This window comes from Actinoplanes sp. NPDC051494, assembly GCF_044454705.1.
In the GTDB taxonomy this organism is placed as follows: domain Bacteria; phylum Actinomycetota; class Actinomycetes; order Mycobacteriales; family Micromonosporaceae; genus Actinoplanes.
In genome coordinates, this window is sequence record NZ_JBITDZ010000002.1 from 763422 (window position 1) to 778280 (window position 14859).

Below are 14859 nucleotides of genomic sequence, written 5' to 3' on the forward strand. Positions count from 1 at the left end.
GCGTGGATCAGCGCATCGGGATCGGAACTGACGTGCATGCCTTCGACCCCGACCGGGAGTGCTGGGTGGCCGGGCTCAGGTGGCCGGGCGAGCCGGGCCTGGCCGGGCACTCCGACGCCGACGTCGCCGCGCACGCCGCCTGCGACGCGATGTTCAGCGCGGCCGGTCTCGGCGACCTGGGCAGCAACTTCGGGACCTCGGAGCCGCAATGGGCGGGAGCCTCCGGCGTGGCCCTGCTCGGCGAGACGGTGCGGCGGGTGCGCGCCGAGGGCTGGCAGGTCGGCAACATCGCGATCCAGGTGATCGGCAACAAGCCCAAGATCGGGAAGCGCCGGGACGAGGCCCAGCGGGTGCTGTCGGCGGCGGTGGACGCCCCGGTGACGGTCTCCGGCACCACCACCGACGGGCTGGGGCTGACCGGCCGCGGCGAGGGCCTGGCCGCCATCGCCACCGCGCTGATCCATCGGGGCTGATCCCGGGCGCTAGGCTCGACAGGTGTCGAGCGAGCCCACCTCACAGTCCGAGCCCGAGACGACCCCCGAGGAGTATCGCCAGCGGGCCCTGCTGCTCGCCGATCTCGGCCGCTACGACGAAGCCACCGGTGAGCTCGCGGCCGGGTTGACCGCCGCGCCCGCCGACCCACGCCTGCTCACCACGTTGGCCCGGGTGCACGTCGCCGCCGCACAGCCGGTCGAGGCGCTGACCGCCGCGGACCGGGCGTCCGCGTCCGCCCCGGAAGCGATCGAGCCGATGGTGGTCCGGGCCATGGCGCTCACCGACGACCGGCGCTACGCCGAGGCGGCCCGGGTCGCCGGCGAGATCCTGACCCGCTGGCCCGAGGACCCGGTCGCCCAGCGGACCGGCGCGGCCCTGCTCAGCGAGTCACGCAACGGTCAGGAGGCACTCAACGCGGCCTGGAACGGCGTACGCCTGACGCCGCGAGAGGCCGAGGCGCACCTGGTGCTGTCGGTGGTCGCGGCCCGGCTGCGACTCTTCGATTTGGCCCAGCGGGCGTACGGCGAAGCGCTCGAACTCGAACCCACCATCGCCGACGCCCAGCGCGACGTGGGTATCGTCCGCCTCGAACGCCGCCGCTGGGCGCTCGCCCTGGAGTCGCTGGCGGACGAGGCCACCCTCGGCCCGCAGGCCCCCGACCAGATGGCACCGGGTGACCGCCTCCCAGCCGGCGACAAGGCCGACGACCAGCTCGGCGACGGCCGGCCCGGCGATGGGCGGCCCGGCGATGGGCGACCGGGCGACGATCGGCTGGGTGATGGCCGGCTGGGTGATGGGCCGCTGGATGACGATCGGGTTGGCGACGAGCGGTTGGGTGACCCGCGGCGCGGTGACGGGCAGTCGGGTGGCGGGCGGTCGGGTGACGGACGGTCGGGTGGTGGGCGGTCGGGTGACGGGCGGCTGGGCGCCGAGCGGGCGGGGCGGGGCCGGGCCGAGAAGAAGCCTCCGGCTGAGCCTTCAGGTGGGGGGTTTGCGATCAGCCGGCCGGCCGGTTCCGTCCTGGATACCTCGGGAGCTGTGGCGCACGCGGTGCGGCAGGCGACGCTCTATGTCAGCAACGGCGTGGTGGTTGCCGCGGTGCTCAGTGCGGTCATGACGCTGGCCAGCCCCGGGGTGGCCCGGATGTGGGCCGGTGTGATGGGCGTGACCGTCCTGGTGGCGGTCGGTGCCTGGCTGGCCCGGCAGGTGCGCCCGCGGTCGCTCGGTGCGGCGCTCACGCTGGTCCGGCGGACCGACCGGCGGTTGGCGTTCGCCGGCACCGCGGCGGCGATCGCCCCGCTGCTCCTGGTGACCCACGCACTGGTCGGCGGCCTGGTGGCACTGATCGCGGCCCTGGTCGTGGCCGCCGTCGCCGAACTGGTGATCCTGACCCAGCGAGCGTGAGCCAGCCGCGCTGAGCCAGCCGCGCTGAGCCAGCCGCGCTGAGCCAGCCGCGCTGAGCCAGCCGCGCTGAGCCAGCCGCTGCGGGGAGCGACCCGGGGGCCTGGGGGAGCGGCCCGGCGGGAGCGTCGCGGCGGGGGCTGGGTGGGTCAGCTGTCTCGGATGGTGGCTATCAGGGATTCACGGACCGCGGTCAGGCCGGTGTCGAGGGTGCCGAGCAGGACCGCGTCGTCGTCGATGGTGGTTACGGCGATGGTGCTTTCCAAGGGGGCAGCCCGGGCGACCGCGGTGTTGACCGCGGTCAGCAGTGTTTCGCCGCCGGCCCGGGCGATCGGGCCGGCCAGGACGACCAGGGACGGGTCGAGCACCGCGATGACCGCGGCCAGGCCGACCGAGATGCGGTCCGCGAGCTGGACGAAGAACTCGCCGGCGGCGGCCGGGTCGGCGGCCGCGGTGGTCACCACGTCGAGCGGGGTTCGGCCGGTCAGACCGTGGTCGTGGCCGAGGGCCAGGACGGCTGCGCCGCCGACCAGGTGCTGGAGGTCGATTTTGCGGTGGGTGGAGTCGGGGGCGTACAGGGGCATGTAGCCGATCTCGCCGGCCCCGCCGCGGGCGCCGCGCATCAGTGTGCCGCCGATGTCGATCGCCAGGCCGAGACCTTCCTGTCCGAGCCAGAGCAGGGCGAAACCGTCGGCGTCGCGGCCCACTCCGCGGCGGCGTTCGGCGACCGCGGCGAGGTTGACGTCGTTGTCGACGCCGATGTGGGTGGCCAGGGCATCGGCGATCTCCGGGACCAGCCCAGGGCGGCTGAAGCCGGGGACGTCGACGTGGCGGATGGTGTGGGCTCTGGCGTCGTACGAGCCGGCGATGCCCAGCTGGACGTGGTGGACGCTCGCGGCGGGGATGCCGGCTTCCGCGCGCAGGTCCGCGACGACGTCGACGAGTGCCGTCTTCGGGTCGGTGTGCAGGAAGTCGACGCGGCGTTCGATGCGGGCCCGGATCTCGCCGGTCAGGTCGCACAGTGCGGCGACCACCGAGGGCGCTCCGCTGGGGCCTATGTCGCGGACGGACACGGCTGCCACGTACGCAGCGTCGGGGTCGGCTGCGTAGATCTCCGCGTTGGGTCCGGGGCGTCCGCTGTTGTGCCCGACGACGGTGACCAGTCCGGCGTCGGTGAGCCGGCGCAGCACGTCGGAGATGGTCGGGGTGGAGAGCTCGGTGAGCTTGCGCAGGTCGGCGCGGGTGAGTCCGCCGGCCTCCAGCAGGTGGGCGAGGGCGGTGCTGGCGTTCATGGCGCGCAGCAGCTTGGACGAACCCGCCAGGCGTGTCAATCGGGCCCCCAGAGAGATTGAAAAACTCTTTAACGATTAGCGGACGGCCGGGGCTAAGTCAAGACCGTCATCTATTGATTAAACGATTTAACTGTCTTAGGTTCACCAACCATCCCCATCGATGGATTCCTCTATCCCCCCACGAGGAGCGCCATGATCCGTAAGAGAAGACTGGCCTATGCCCTGGGCGCGGTCCTGATCCCCACCTCCGCGATCGCGTACGGCCTGCTCCCGGCCAGTGCCGCCACCGCCGGGCCGATCACCGGCATCGCCGGCAAATGTGTCGACGTGGCGTCGGCGAGCTCCGCCAACGGCACCGCGATCCAGCTGTACGACTGCAACGGCACGAACGCGCAGACCTGGACGACCGGCAACACCGACAACTCTCTCAAGGTGCTCGGCAAGTGCATGGACGTGACCGACGCGTCCACCGCCAACGGCGCCAAAATCCAATTGTGGGACTGCAACAACAGTGTTGCCCAGAAGTGGACGGCCGGCACAGGTGGCACCCTGGTGAACACCGGTTCCGGCAAGTGCCTCGACGCCACCGGCCAGAGCTCGGCCAACGGCACCCGGCTGCAGATCTGGACCTGCGGCACCACCGCGAACCAGAAGTGGACCCTGCCGGGAGGAGGAACCACGCCGACCACACCACCGACCACCGGCGCCGGGCTGGACAACGCGGCGAAGAAGGACGTGGCGATGCAGATCGTCTCCGCCGCGGAGAACTCGTCGCTGGACTGGCGGGCCCAGTTCGCGTACATCGAGGACATCAACGACGGCCGTGGGTACACCGCCGGGATCATCGGGTTCTGCTCCGGCACCGGTGACATGCTGGACCTGGTCGAGGCGTACACCGCCACGAAGCCGGGCAACGTGCTCGCCAAGTATCTGCCGGCCCTGCGCAACGTCGACGGCACCGACTCGCACGCCGGGCTCGACCCGAACTACCAGGCCGATTGGCGTACGGCTGCCGCGGACTCCGTCTTCAGGGCCGCCCAGGAGTCCGAACGGGACCGGGTCTACTTCAACCCGTCCGTCCGCGACGGCAAGAGTGACGGCATCCGCGCACTCGGACAGTTCATCTACTACGACGCCGCGGTCATGCACGGCTACGAGGGGATGCGTTCCATTCGTACCCAGGCGTTGAAGAAGGCCAAGCCGCCCGCCCAGGGTGGCACGGAGACGGCCTGGCTCAACGCCTTCCTGGACGAGCGGGTCATCGAGATGAAGAAGGAAGCGGCGCACGAGGACACCTCACGGGTCGACACCGCCCAGCGGGTCTTCCTGCGCAACGGCAACCTCGACCTGAACACGCCGCTCGACTTCGCCGTCTACGAGCAGCCGTTCCACATCAACTAGACCGTCCTGTTCCAGGTCCAGGCGTAGCCGGTGTCCTCCACGGAGAGCCCGGCGTCGCAGAGGTCGAGCGGCCGGAAGGTGTCGACCATGACGGCGAGCTCGTCGAAATGGTCGGCACCGATCGACCGCTCGGCCGCGCCCGGCTGCGGCCCGTGGGTGAAGCCGGACGGATGCAGCGAGATCGACCCCTGCTCGATGCCCGAACCGCGGCGCGCCTCGTAGTTGCCGCCGGTGTAGAACAGCATCTCGTCGGAGTCGACGTTGTGGTGGTTGTACGGGACCGGGATCGACAGCGGGTGGTAGTCGACCTTGCGCGGGACGAACGAGCAGATCACGAAGTTCGGCCCCTCGAACGTCTGGTGCACCGGTGGCGGCTGGTGCACCCGGCCGGTGATCGGCTCGAAGTCGTGGATCGAGAACGCCCACGGGTACAACCCGCCGTCCCAGCCGACCAGGTCGAACGGGTGGTGGGCGTACACGTGCCGGGTCCAGCCCGCGCGGTGCTTCACGTACACCTCGACGTCCGTACCGTCGACGGCCTCGGTGAAGACCGGGCCGCGCTGGTCACGCTCGCAGTACGGCGAATGCTCCAGGAACTGGCCGCGGACCGAGAGGTACCGCTTGGGGGGTCCGATGTGCCCGGTCGCCTCCACGGTGAGAATCCGGACCTGCCCGTCGGGCACGATCCGGTGCACGACCGAGGTCGGAATGATGACGTAGTCGCCGGTGCCGACGTCCAGCGAACCGAACGTCGTCTCTACCGTGGCCCGGCCGTTCTCGATGTACAGGCACTCGTCGCCGACCGCGTTGCGATACAGCGGCGAGGGCCGGTCCGCGATCGCGTAACCGATCCGGACGTCGTTGTTGGCGAGCAGCGCCTGGCGGCCCAGGACCGCGTCCGCCGGGCCGGGATCGAGCTTGTGGGTACGCAGGTGCCGGGGCTTGAGCGGCAGATTCGGGGTCTGACCGCCGCTCGGCGGGGTGTACGTCTCGGCCGCGGTGATCGCGGTCGGCGGGTGCCGGTGATACAGCAGGGACGAGTCGGAGGAGAAGCCCTCCTGCCCCATGAGCTCCTCGGCATAGAGTCCGCCGTCCGGCCGGCGGAACTGGGTGTGCCGCTTGCGGGGGATCTCCCCAACAGCGCGGTAGTAGGGCATCGTCGCCACCACCCTCGGGAAACTGACATTACGGACGGTGTTGTCCGGCTCTCGCAGCGTCCATTAGGTTCAGTTTCGTGTCAACGCTGGTGCCACCGCTGTTCGCCGGGTTCATGGACGACGCGTCCGTGCTCCCGCCCGGTGTCGTCAGCGTGCCCGACGCTGTCGACGCGCACCGCAAACACCAGGCCGCCTGGTACGCGCCGATGATGGGCACGCTGCTGGTACCGGCCTCGCTCGCCGCGTTCGAGGTGGCGCCCCGGGGCCTGGCGACCGGCATCGTCAACGACGGGCCGATCGGGGCGCTGCCCACCGCGGTCTCGAAACTGCGCGCGAGCGGAGCGGTCGTCGGCCAGGTCGAGGCGCTCGTCGCCCGCCGCGGCGAGGACCCGCAACCCGGCCTGGCCGCGCTGCGGGAGTTCGCCGCCGGGGACCAGGACCTCCAGGTGTACGCGGAGATCCCGCTCAGCTGGGGCCTGCTCGCCGCCCTCGACACGCTCGCCGACCAACGCGCCGGCGGGTCCCCGGTCCGGCCCAAGTTCCGGGTCGGTGGGCTGGCCGCCGAACTGTTCCCCACCCCGGTCGAGCTGGCCGCGGTGATCTGCGCCTGCCGGGACCGGGACCTGCCGTTCAAACTCGCCGCCGGGCTGCGGCACGCGCTGCGGCACACCGACCCGGAGACCGGCTTCACCCACCACGGCTTTCTCAACGTGCTGGTCGCGTCCGCCCTCGCGGCCGAGGGCGCCGAGGTCGCCGACGTCGCCGAGGCCCTGGCGGCCACCCATCCGGTGCCCCTGGTCGAACCGGCCCGGTCCCGGCGCGAGCACCCCCGGCCGCTCTGCGTCGGGTTCGGCACCTCCAACGTGCTGGAGCCGCTGACCGAGTTGGTCCGGCTCGGCCTGGTGAACGGCGGCTACGAGTGACCCTCTTCGGGCTCGAGAACCTGCCCTACGGTGTTTTTTCGACCGCTGACGGCGTACGCCGGATCGGGGTCCGCCTGGGTGGCACCGTGCGCGACGTCTCGGCGATCGACGACGCCCTGCGACAGCCGACGCTGAACGCCCTGATGGCGCTCGGCCGTCCGCGATGGACGGAGATCCGCTCCCGGATCACCGAGGTGGCCCCGCTGTCGCCGGCGATCCCGCTCGCCGAGGTCCGCCTGCACCTGCCGTTCGACGTCGCGGACTACACCGACTTCTACTCCTCCGAGCACCACGCGGCGAACGTCAGCCGGATCCTGCGCCCGCAACGCCCCGGACTGCCGGCCGCCTGGAAACACCTGCCGATCGGTTACCACGGCCGGTCGGGCACGGTGGTCGTCTCGGGTACGCCCGTCGAGCGCCCGCACGGCCAGCTCGCGGAAGGCGTGTTCGGCCCGTCCGCGCGCCTCGACATCGAGGCCGAGGTCGGGTTCGTGGTCGGCGTGCCCGGGCGCCGGATCCCCACCGGCCGCTTCGCCGAGCACGTGTTCGGGGTGGTGCTGGTCAACGACTGGTCGGCCCGTGACATCCAGGCGTTCGAATACCAGCCGCTCGGCCCGTTCCTCGCCAAGTCGTTCGCCACCTCGGTGTCGCCCTGGGTGGTGCCGCTGGACGCGTTCGCGACGTTCCCCGCCGTCGTGCAGGAGCCGCGGCCGGTGTCGTACCTGCTGCCGCCCGGCCCGGCCCTGGACGTCCAGCTGCGCGTCGAGTGGAACGGCACCGAGGTCAGCACCCCGCCGTACGCGCAGATGTACTGGACCGCGGCCCAGCAGCTCGCCCACCTCACGGTCAACGGCGCGTCGGTGCGCACCGGCGACCTGTACGCGTCGGGCACCGTGTCCGGGCCGTCCCGTGGTGAAGCCGGTTCCTTCCTGGAGCTGACCAGCAACGGGACCGAGCCGGTGAAGCTCGCGGACGGCTCGGTGCGCGGGTTCCTGCTCGACGGCGACACGGTCACCATCAGCGCCACCGCGACCGGGGCGGCCGGCACCACGATCGGCCTCGGTTCGGTCACCGGAACTGTCTGTCCTTGAAAGCCCACTCCCCGTACGGTGTAGGGCGGGAGGCACGAATGTCCACGGTTGCGGTGACACGTCTGGTCGAGGCACCGGTCGTCACGGTCTGGAACGTCTTCACCGACCTGCCCCGCCGCCGCGACTGGCTGTCCACGGTCACCCACGTCGAGATGCTCACCCGGGGCCCGTTCCGGGCCGGCACGGTCTGGCGCGAGACCCGGACCATGGCCGACGGCGGCGAGATCACCGAGGAATTCCTGGTACGCGAATGCGCCGTCCCGGAACGCTTCATCGTCACGTCCCCCGGCATCGGGGCGGACTACCGGATGTCGTACACGTTCACGCCGGTCATCGAGGGCCGGCACCGCGGCGGCACGATGGTCACGGTCGTGCAGGACGGCAACCCCACCGCCCCCGCCGGCCGGTTGCTGGCGCTGGTGTTCGGTGGGCTCGCCGCCCGTACCGTCGAAGGCGCTCTCCGCCGTGACCTGGACGACCTCGCCGCCGCCGCCTGAACTAGCCTCCCCTGGGTGACCCGCAAACTGTTCAGCGCGCTGGCCGCGGTTGTCGTGCTCGTCGTCTCGGCCCTGATCGCGTACCGGGTGCTGCGCCCGGCCGAGGTCGTCGAGACCGCCACCGAGCCCTATCCGGTGGCCCGCACCGCGCCCGCCGCCGGGGTGCTCGGCAAGATCACCATGGCTCCGCTGATCGTCGACGGCCGGCTGCGGGTCTACGCCGGGGAACGCCTTGTCAAGGCGGACGCCCCGGTCGACGCGGAGACCATGTTCACGCCGCTCTGGTCATACCGCCGCTGGCCGGAGAAACTGACCGGCGTGGTGGCATCCGGCACCACGGTGGTCACGAGCTGGGACAACGCCGAGCTGGTCGCGCTCGACGCGCGTACCGGAAAGATCCGCTGGCGCTCACCCGGCACGGCGGCGCAGGCTTTCGACGGACGCACCGGGTCGGCCGCGGTCTGGTCACCCCCCGGCCTGCACGTCGCGGGCACCACGATCCTCGACGTCGACAGCCGACGCACGCTGACCGCCCACGAGGCCGCCGCCGGCACCCAGCTCTGGTCCGTCGAGCTGCCCGCGGGCTGCGTCGACGGCTTCGTCACCGTCGGCGGAAACTACGTCTGCGGCGAAGGAGCCTGGGACACCACCACCGGCAAGCCGGCCCGCTCCTGGCCGGTCGGCCCGTCCACCCCGGTCGGCTGCGACGTGGCCCGCTCCGCCTGCGCCGGCCTGCGCGACGCGGCCGGTCAGGGCTGGCTCACCGCCACGAACCGGCCCACCCGCACCCCGGCCCTGGACGATCCCTCCGCGACGGCCGGCGGCGGGTTGGTGCTCACCACCGCGGACGGCAAGGTCACCGCATCGGGCCAGGCCGTCTGGACCTGGCCCGGAGAAGCCACGATCCTGGGGGTACGGGGTCAGAAGGTCGCCCTCCTCGCCGCCGACTTCTCTCTGGTGACCCTCGACGTGACCACCGGGGCCCAGCTCGCCAGATTCCCGCTGTATGTCGACGACGAACGCGTCGAACCGTGGAAACCCACCGGCTGGCAGCTCACGGACACCTGGTTGGCGATCGAACGCATCCACATCGACGCCGGCACCGACCCCCACGAACCCAACCACTTCTACACCGTCGACCCGGTCATCCTCGCCGCGTTCTAGGGTGCGTCCGGCGGATCACGACGGCCCGCGACTATCGATAGTGGTATCGGCAGGAGCCGATGACCAATTCGTCGTCGACAACCTGGTAGACGAGTCGGTGCTCCTGGTTGATCCGTCGCGAGGACCAGCCTGCGAGATCACCGCGAAGTAACTCCGGCTTGCCGATTCCGCTATCGCCGTCGGCTCGCACGATGTCTTTGATCAGCGTGTTGATGCGTCGAGCCATCTGCCTGTCGTCGGCGATCCAGGACAGGTATTCATCCCAGGCGTCGAGCGTCCATGCGATTCGTTTCACGCGACGTCGGACTCCTCGGCGGACAGGTCGTCCAGCTCGTCCAGGCCGTGTTCGACCAAACTGTCATCGCGACGTGCCTGCTCCAGTGATTTACGCAGCCGGGCGGCATTCGCCGGGTTCGACAGCAGGTGTTCGGTCTCCTTGATCGAGTTCCATTCGGCCAGTGAGATGATCACGACGGCATCATGCCCTGATCGGTGGATGACCGTCTCCTCGGCGTCGTCGACCACTGCGTCGAGCGTCCGGGCAAAGTTCTGTCGGGCCTCGGTAAAGCTCACAACCTTCATCCTGCAAACTCCTTCCGCGTACAGAAAACTGTACGCGAGGGTGGGGTCTCAGACCAGGGTCGTGAGCAAGGCCGTCCAGGCCTCCTCGGCCGCGCCCAGCAGGGGGCCTTCGTCGCCCAGGTTGGAAGCGAGGACCGGGGGCGGGGATTCCCGGCGGAAGCCCATGAGACCGGCCCGGTATGCCTCCTCGATGCGGTCGGGGGCTGCGGCCAGCAGGTCGACGCCGAGGCCGCCGAGGGTCACCAGGTCCGGGTCGAGGCCGTTGACCAGGCCGGCGATGCCACGGCCGAGGGCGGTTGCCACCGTTGCGGTCGCGGCTGCCGGTCCTGGGTCCGGGGAGGCGATGACGCGGCGGGCGTACGAGATGGGGTCCCGGGGTTGATCGTGGCCCAGCAGGCGGGCCAGGGCGGAACCGTCGACGGCCGTGCCCCAGCAGCCGTAGGCGCCGCAGGGGCAGGCGATCGTCGGGTCGCCGAACGGCATGTGGCCGAATTCGCCGGCCGCGCCGAGCGCGCCGACCAGGACCTTGCCGCCGTCGACGACCGCGCCGCCGAGGCCGGCCTCGACCCGCAGGTGCAGGGCGACCGAGGCGCCGACCGCGGTGCCCCGGTGGGATTCGGCGCTGGCGGCCAGGGTGGCGTCGTTGCCGGCCACGAAGATCTCCGCCTTGGGCCAGGCCGCGGCCAGGTCGACGTCGCGCCAGCCGAGGTTGGTGGCGTCCAGCATGAGGTCGCGGGAGACCGTGCCGGGGGCGGAGACGCCGATGCCGCGGATGCGGTCGCCGTATTCGCGCCGGAGCCGGGTGACCGCGTCGCCGACGGCCGCGACCACGGCGTCACCGGAGCGGCCGGCCAGGTCCTCCTGGGCGGTGGCCAGGGTGCCGCCGCCCAGCTCGACCACGTCGACCCGCCACTGCTCGTGGGTGATCGAGGCGGCCGCGATGAGGGGTCCGCGCGGGTGCGGGATGAGGGCGGTGGTGGGCCGGCCCCGGCTGCCGCTCGGTGCCGCCGGGGCTTCCGCCAGCAGGCCGGCCTGGCCCAGCCGGCCGACGAGCTCGGTGGTGGCGCCGGTGCCGACGCCGATCAGCCGGGCGGCGTCGGCCCGGGTGACCCCGGGGCGGGCGTGGACCACCCGGAGCAGCTCGGTTGCGCGCGTCGTCACACCGTTCCCCCTTCTTAAGCTCGTATCTTGAGCTTATTCTCTGGTGGTGAAGATGAACCACCGTGGTGCACTCGTCGTGCTCGCCGCGTCCTGCTTTGCCTACGTGACCGCGGAGACCATCCCGGTGGGGCTGCTCCCGCAGATCGCCTCCGGCCTGTCGGTCAGCGAAGCGGACGTCGGGCTGCTGCTGACCAGTTACGCCCTGGTCGCCGGCCTGACCACCGTCCCGCTGACCGCGCTCGCCATGCGGATCCCGCGGCACATCCTGCTTGCCACCGCCCTCGCGATCTTCGCGATCTCCCAGCTGGTGGCCGCTTTCGCACCCACCTTCCTCATCCTCGCCCTGTCCCGCCTGATCTGCGCGGTATCACACGGCGTGTTCTGGTCCACGATCGCTCCGGTGGCCGCCCGGCTCGCTCCGCCCGGCCGCGCGGGCAAGGCGACAGCGATGGTCTTCCTCGGCAATTCGCTCGCTCTCGTCCTCGGGGTCCCGCTCGGCACCGCGCTCGGTCAGTGGCTCGGCTGGCGGGTCGCGCTGGTCGTGCTGGCCGTCATCGGCGCCGGCTGCGTCGTGGCCCTGATACTCGTGCTGCCCAAGCTTCCCCCACTGCCGCAAGACCTTGCGATCAAAGCCGGGGCCCAGCTGCGTACGTCCGTGCGGGTGCTCCGGAACCGCTCGGTGGCGCTCGTCTGCCTGCTCACCATGACCATCGTGATCGGCCACTTCGCGGCGTACACCTATCTCGCGCCGCTGGTCCGCCGGGACGCCGGTCTCGAGGGTGCCGGGCTGACGGCCCTGCTGCTGGGCTACGGCGCGGCCGGCCTGATCGGCAACTGGCTCGTCGGCCGGCACGTCGACAGCCGCCCGCGCCCGCTGGTCACCGTACTGATCGGGGTCATCGTGGTCGCGCTCGCGCTGCTGGTGCCGGTCCTGGGCCCGGCCCCGACGGTGATCGCGGTCCTCGCCTGGGGTGGAGCGTTCACCGCCCTGCCCGTCGTCCTGCAGACCACGATCCTGCGGGTGGCGCCGACGACCCGGGACGCGGCCTCGGCGGTCTACGTGGTCGCGTTCCAGATCGGCATCGGCGGCGGCGCCTTCGTCGGCGAACGCCTGGTCAGCAGTGGGCACCTGGCCTGGCTCCCGGCGATGGCGGCGGTGCTCGCGCTGATCGCGGGAGCGGTCGTCCTGCGCTCCCGCGACACGTTCCCGGCACACGCCGCACCCGAGCGGGAGCTCGTGCCCGCCTAGACTCGGCCGTGATGACGAAGGTGCTGGGTGTCAACGCGGTCGGTGGCAAGTTGTGGTTCTGCCTGGTCGACGACGGGGGAGCGCTGGAGACCGAGCCGGCCGGTCTCGAACTGCTCGCCGGGGACCAGGCCGGTTACGCCGTCGAGGCGTTCCGGGACGAGTGCCGCCGCGCGCTGGCGGCGACCGCTCCCGACCGGGTGGTGATCCTGGACCTGGAAGCCGGCGGGCGGGTGCCCAAGATCTCGGACATGCGGACCCGGTTCACCGCGGAAGCGTTGATGGTGGCGGCCACGGTCGACGCCGGGGTGCCATGTGGGCGGCTCGCCCGGGCGACGCTCCGGTCCCGGCTGGGCCTGCCACGCACCGGTGGGATCGCCGACCACGTGACGCAGGTCTTCGCCGAGCCGGCCGGGAAATACTGGGCCAAGAAGCGTGACCTCGCCGCGCTCGCCGCCCGCGCCGACCTCCTCGGAGGCTGAGACCTCCGGTCGGCGCGGGCGGCGAGCGACGGATCAGAGAGACTTGGCCGCGAACTCCGCCGCCGCCAGGAACGCGTCGTTCTCCTCGGGCGTACCGATGGTGACCCGGACGCCGTCACCCGCGAACGGCCGGACGATCACGCCCTGCTGCTCGCACGCGGCGCCGAACGCCACGGCCTGGTCACCGAGCGGCAGCCAGACGAAGTTGGCCTGGCTCGACGGGACGTCCGGGAACAGCTTGCGGACCTCGGTGGTGACCCGGTCCCGTTCGCTGATCACCACGGCACAGCGGCGCTCGACCTCGGCCTCGGCGTCCAGGGCGGCCAGCGCGGCGGCCTGGGCGACCGTGCTCGTGGAGAACGGGGTGAGCACCTTGCGGACCGCCGCGGCCACCTCCGGCTGGGCGACCAGATAACCGATCCGCAGACCGGCCAGTCCCCAGGCCTTGCTCAGGGTGCGAAGCACGACCACATTCGGCCGATCACCATACGTCCGCAGGCCGTCCGGCACGTCGTCGTCGGTGACGAATTCGCGGTACGCCTCGTCGAGCACCACGAGCGTGTCATCCGGCACGGCGTCCAGGAAGCGGTCCAGGTCGGCCTTGCGCGAACTGGTCCCGGTCGGGTTGTTCGGATTGCAGACCAGGACCAGACGGGTCCGATCGGTGACAGCCTCTGCCATCGCCGTCAGGTCGTGCCCGTGCCCGGCATCATTGGGTACGCGGACACTGGTCGCGCCGACCCCCGAAGCGATGATCGGGTACGCCTCGAACGACCGCCACGAGTACACGATCTCGTCGCCCGGCAGGCAGGTCGCCTTGGCCAGCAGCTCCGCGAGCGCCACCGACCCACAGCCGGTGACGAGGCGGTCCGCGTCCACCCCGAGCCGGCCGGCAAGCTTGTCCCGCAGGGCCACCGCGCCCAGGTCGGGATACCGGTGCGTCTGGCCGACCGCCGCCATGACCGCCTCGGCGACCCCGGGCAGCGGGCCGAACGGCACCTCGTTGCTGGCCAGCTTGATCGCCTCGGCGATGCCGAGCTCGCGGGCCAGGTCCGCGACATTGCGCCCCGGCACGTACGCGGGAAGCGCGTCCAGATCCGCGCGCGTCAACCTGGTCATCGTCGTCCTCCGGTCGGATCGTTCTCGGTCTCGGGCTTCACCTCGGCGACCGGCCGGCGGGGCCCGGGCGGGGCCTCGACAACGACGGTGCCGGCAGACTTGTCGTGCAGGGCCTGATGCAGCTTCTGGTCGAAGAGCACCGACCCGGCGTCGATGAGCTGGGCCAGGAATCCGACGCCGTAGCAACTCCACAGCGGCGTCCACATGCCGAGCCGCCCCCAGCGCCGGAACGCCCGCCCGAACCCGAGCGGCGTGGTGTCCTCCACCTTCACGACCTTGACCCGGACCAGCCACTTGCCGAGCGTCTGCCCGCTGTTAGCGAGCGCGGGGACCTCGTAGGCGAACCACAGCGCGGTCGCGACCACCAGCATCGTCAGCATGATGTAGCTGGACCGGGCGGACACGGCCTCGGGGGTGGCCAGCGGGTCTTCCATCGTGGCCCGGAAGACCGGCGAGACCTCCTGCCACCACTGGTACGCGAGCCACCCGTTGACCAGCACGTTCAGCACGAAGACGACAACGATGTCGATCAGCCGGGCGATCAGCCGCCGGCCCAGCCCGGCCAGCGCGAACCCGTGCGGCCGGGCGTGCACCGGATACGGGAACGGGTAGGCCCCCACCGGCCACCCGGGCGGCGGCTGCCACCCTGCGGGGAACTGGCCTGGGGGGAATTGGCCTGGGGGGAATTGGCCTGGGGGGAACTGGCCTGGGGCGAATTGTCCTGATTGTGCACCCGGCTGCCCGGGCCCACCGGGATATCCCACCGGAGGCTGCCACCCAGCCGGCGCCTGCCCGGCAGGCGGCTGACCGGGGTGCCAGCCCGTGGGCGGCTGACCCGCGGGCGTTTG

At 71.5% G+C, this 14859-nt stretch carries 16 protein-coding genes; 9 read left to right on the forward strand and 7 right to left on the reverse strand.

Features of this window, described 5'->3' with window-relative positions; all coding sequences use genetic code 11:
• Window positions 1–2 precede the first annotated feature (2 nt).
• Together ispF and ACIA6A_RS10160 are read left to right on the forward strand one after the other, a co-directional pair.
• Window positions 3–473, forward strand: coding sequence for a 2-C-methyl-D-erythritol 2,4-cyclodiphosphate synthase (gene ispF / locus ACIA6A_RS10155; protein WP_396097161.1), 471 nt, complete (start codon window positions 3–5; stop codon window positions 471–473).
• 22 nt (window positions 474–495) lie between these two features.
• Window positions 496–1899 (forward strand): tetratricopeptide repeat protein, encoded by a 1404-nt coding sequence (locus ACIA6A_RS10160; RefSeq protein WP_396097162.1) that lies wholly within the window; start codon window positions 496–498, stop codon window positions 1897–1899.
• A 146-nt stretch (window positions 1900–2045) separates the two neighbouring features.
• On the opposite strand, the gene ACIA6A_RS10165 is transcribed toward ACIA6A_RS10160, so the two are convergent.
• On the reverse strand, window positions 2046–3227 hold the full coding sequence (locus tag ACIA6A_RS10165; RefSeq protein ID WP_396097163.1) for an ROK family transcriptional regulator: 1182 nt from the start codon (window positions 3225–3227) through the stop codon (window positions 2046–2048).
• A 153-nt stretch (window positions 3228–3380) separates the two neighbouring features.
• On the opposite strand from ACIA6A_RS10165, the gene ACIA6A_RS10170 reads away from it, so the two are divergent.
• Window positions 3381–4589, forward strand: coding sequence for a chitosanase (locus ACIA6A_RS10170; RefSeq protein WP_396097164.1), 1209 nt, complete (start codon window positions 3381–3383; stop codon window positions 4587–4589).
• On the opposite strand, the gene ACIA6A_RS10175 is transcribed toward ACIA6A_RS10170, so the two are convergent.
• Window positions 4586–5746, reverse strand: coding sequence for a homogentisate 1,2-dioxygenase (locus tag ACIA6A_RS10175; RefSeq protein WP_396097165.1), 1161 nt, complete (start codon window positions 5744–5746; stop codon window positions 4586–4588). The genes ACIA6A_RS10170 and ACIA6A_RS10175 overlap by 4 nt on opposite strands.
• Before the next feature lie 77 nt (window positions 5747–5823).
• On the opposite strand from ACIA6A_RS10175, the gene ACIA6A_RS10180 reads away from it, so the two are divergent.
• Genes ACIA6A_RS10180 through ACIA6A_RS10195 form a run of 4 tightly spaced genes read left to right on the forward strand, consistent with a single transcriptional unit; the run spans window position 5824 to window position 9421 of the window.
• Window positions 5824–6669: a hypothetical protein gene (locus ACIA6A_RS10180; RefSeq protein ID WP_396097166.1), complete on the forward strand. Its 846-nt coding sequence runs from the start codon at window positions 5824–5826 to the stop codon at window positions 6667–6669.
• Window positions 6666–7760, forward strand: a complete 1095-nt coding sequence (locus ACIA6A_RS10185; protein WP_396097167.1) for a fumarylacetoacetate hydrolase family protein — start codon at window positions 6666–6668, stop codon at window positions 7758–7760. The genes ACIA6A_RS10180 and ACIA6A_RS10185 overlap by 4 nt, the downstream gene beginning before the upstream one ends.
• 38 nt (window positions 7761–7798) lie before the next feature.
• Window positions 7799–8257 (forward strand): SRPBCC family protein, encoded by a 459-nt coding sequence (locus tag ACIA6A_RS10190; RefSeq protein WP_396097168.1) that lies wholly within the window; start codon window positions 7799–7801, stop codon window positions 8255–8257.
• A gap of 15 nt (window positions 8258–8272) precedes the next feature.
• On the forward strand, window positions 8273–9421 hold the full coding sequence (locus ACIA6A_RS10195) for a PQQ-binding-like beta-propeller repeat protein (protein ID WP_396097170.1): 1149 nt from the start codon (window positions 8273–8275) through the stop codon (window positions 9419–9421).
• A gap of 31 nt (window positions 9422–9452) precedes the next feature.
• On the opposite strand, the gene ACIA6A_RS10200 is transcribed toward ACIA6A_RS10195, so the two are convergent.
• The 3 genes from ACIA6A_RS10200 to ACIA6A_RS10210 are packed head-to-tail and all read right to left on the reverse strand — an operon-like array spanning window position 9453 to window position 11164.
• Window positions 9453–9716 (reverse strand): Txe/YoeB family addiction module toxin, encoded by a 264-nt coding sequence (locus ACIA6A_RS10200; protein WP_396097171.1) that lies wholly within the window; start codon window positions 9714–9716, stop codon window positions 9453–9455.
• Complete coding sequence (locus ACIA6A_RS10205) at window positions 9713–10003, reverse strand: type II toxin-antitoxin system Phd/YefM family antitoxin (RefSeq protein ID WP_396097173.1); 291 nt, start codon at window positions 10001–10003, stop codon at window positions 9713–9715. The genes ACIA6A_RS10200 and ACIA6A_RS10205 overlap by 4 nt, the downstream gene beginning before the upstream one ends.
• Window positions 10004–10051: 48 nt before the next feature.
• Window positions 10052–11164, reverse strand: a complete 1113-nt coding sequence (locus ACIA6A_RS10210; protein WP_396097174.1) for an ROK family protein — start codon at window positions 11162–11164, stop codon at window positions 10052–10054.
• Between the two features lie 52 nt (window positions 11165–11216).
• Here ACIA6A_RS10210 and ACIA6A_RS10215 point away from each other — a divergent pair, with 52 nt between their 5' ends.
• Window positions 11217–12413, forward strand: a complete 1197-nt coding sequence (locus tag ACIA6A_RS10215) for an MFS transporter (protein ID WP_396097627.1) — start codon at window positions 11217–11219, stop codon at window positions 12411–12413.
• Between the two features lie 11 nt (window positions 12414–12424).
• Window positions 12425–12892 carry a hypothetical protein gene (locus tag ACIA6A_RS10220; protein ID WP_396097175.1) on the forward strand — a complete coding sequence of 156 codons (468 nt, stop codon included), beginning with the start codon at window positions 12425–12427 and terminating at the stop codon, window positions 12890–12892.
• Between the two features lie 33 nt (window positions 12893–12925).
• On the opposite strand, the gene hisC is transcribed toward ACIA6A_RS10220, so the two are convergent.
• Window positions 12926–14011, reverse strand: coding sequence for a histidinol-phosphate transaminase (gene hisC / locus ACIA6A_RS10225; RefSeq protein ID WP_396097176.1), 1086 nt, complete (start codon window positions 14009–14011; stop codon window positions 12926–12928).
• Window positions 14008–14631, reverse strand: coding sequence for an RDD family protein (locus tag ACIA6A_RS10230; RefSeq protein ID WP_396097177.1), 624 nt, complete (start codon window positions 14629–14631; stop codon window positions 14008–14010). Before ACIA6A_RS10230 ends, hisC begins: the two co-directional genes overlap by 4 nt.
• Window positions 14632–14859 lie beyond the last annotated feature (228 nt).

What these genes read in the sequence shown, in the direction of transcription:
- ACIA6A_RS10220 (WP_396097175.1), top strand. Translation starts at nt 12,425, where the DNA reads ATGACGAAGGTGCTGGGTGTCAACGCGGTCGGTGGCAAGTTGTGGTTC.
- ACIA6A_RS10205 (WP_396097173.1), bottom strand. Translation starts at nt 10,003, where the DNA reads ATGAAGGTTGTGAGCTTTACCGAGGCCCGACAGAACTTTGCCCGGACG.
- ACIA6A_RS10190 (WP_396097168.1), top strand. Translation starts at nt 7,799, where the DNA reads ATGTCCACGGTTGCGGTGACACGTCTGGTCGAGGCACCGGTCGTCACG.
- ACIA6A_RS10215 (WP_396097627.1), top strand. Translation starts at nt 11,217, where the DNA reads ATGAACCACCGTGGTGCACTCGTCGTGCTCGCCGCGTCCTGCTTTGCC.
- ACIA6A_RS10170 (WP_396097164.1), top strand. Translation starts at nt 3,381, where the DNA reads ATGATCCGTAAGAGAAGACTGGCCTATGCCCTGGGCGCGGTCCTGATC.
- hisC (WP_396097176.1), bottom strand. Translation starts at nt 14,011, where the DNA reads ATGACCAGGTTGACGCGCGCGGATCTGGACGCGCTTCCCGCGTACGTG.
- ACIA6A_RS10175 (WP_396097165.1), bottom strand. Translation starts at nt 5,746, where the DNA reads ATGCCCTACTACCGCGCTGTTGGGGAGATCCCCCGCAAGCGGCACACC.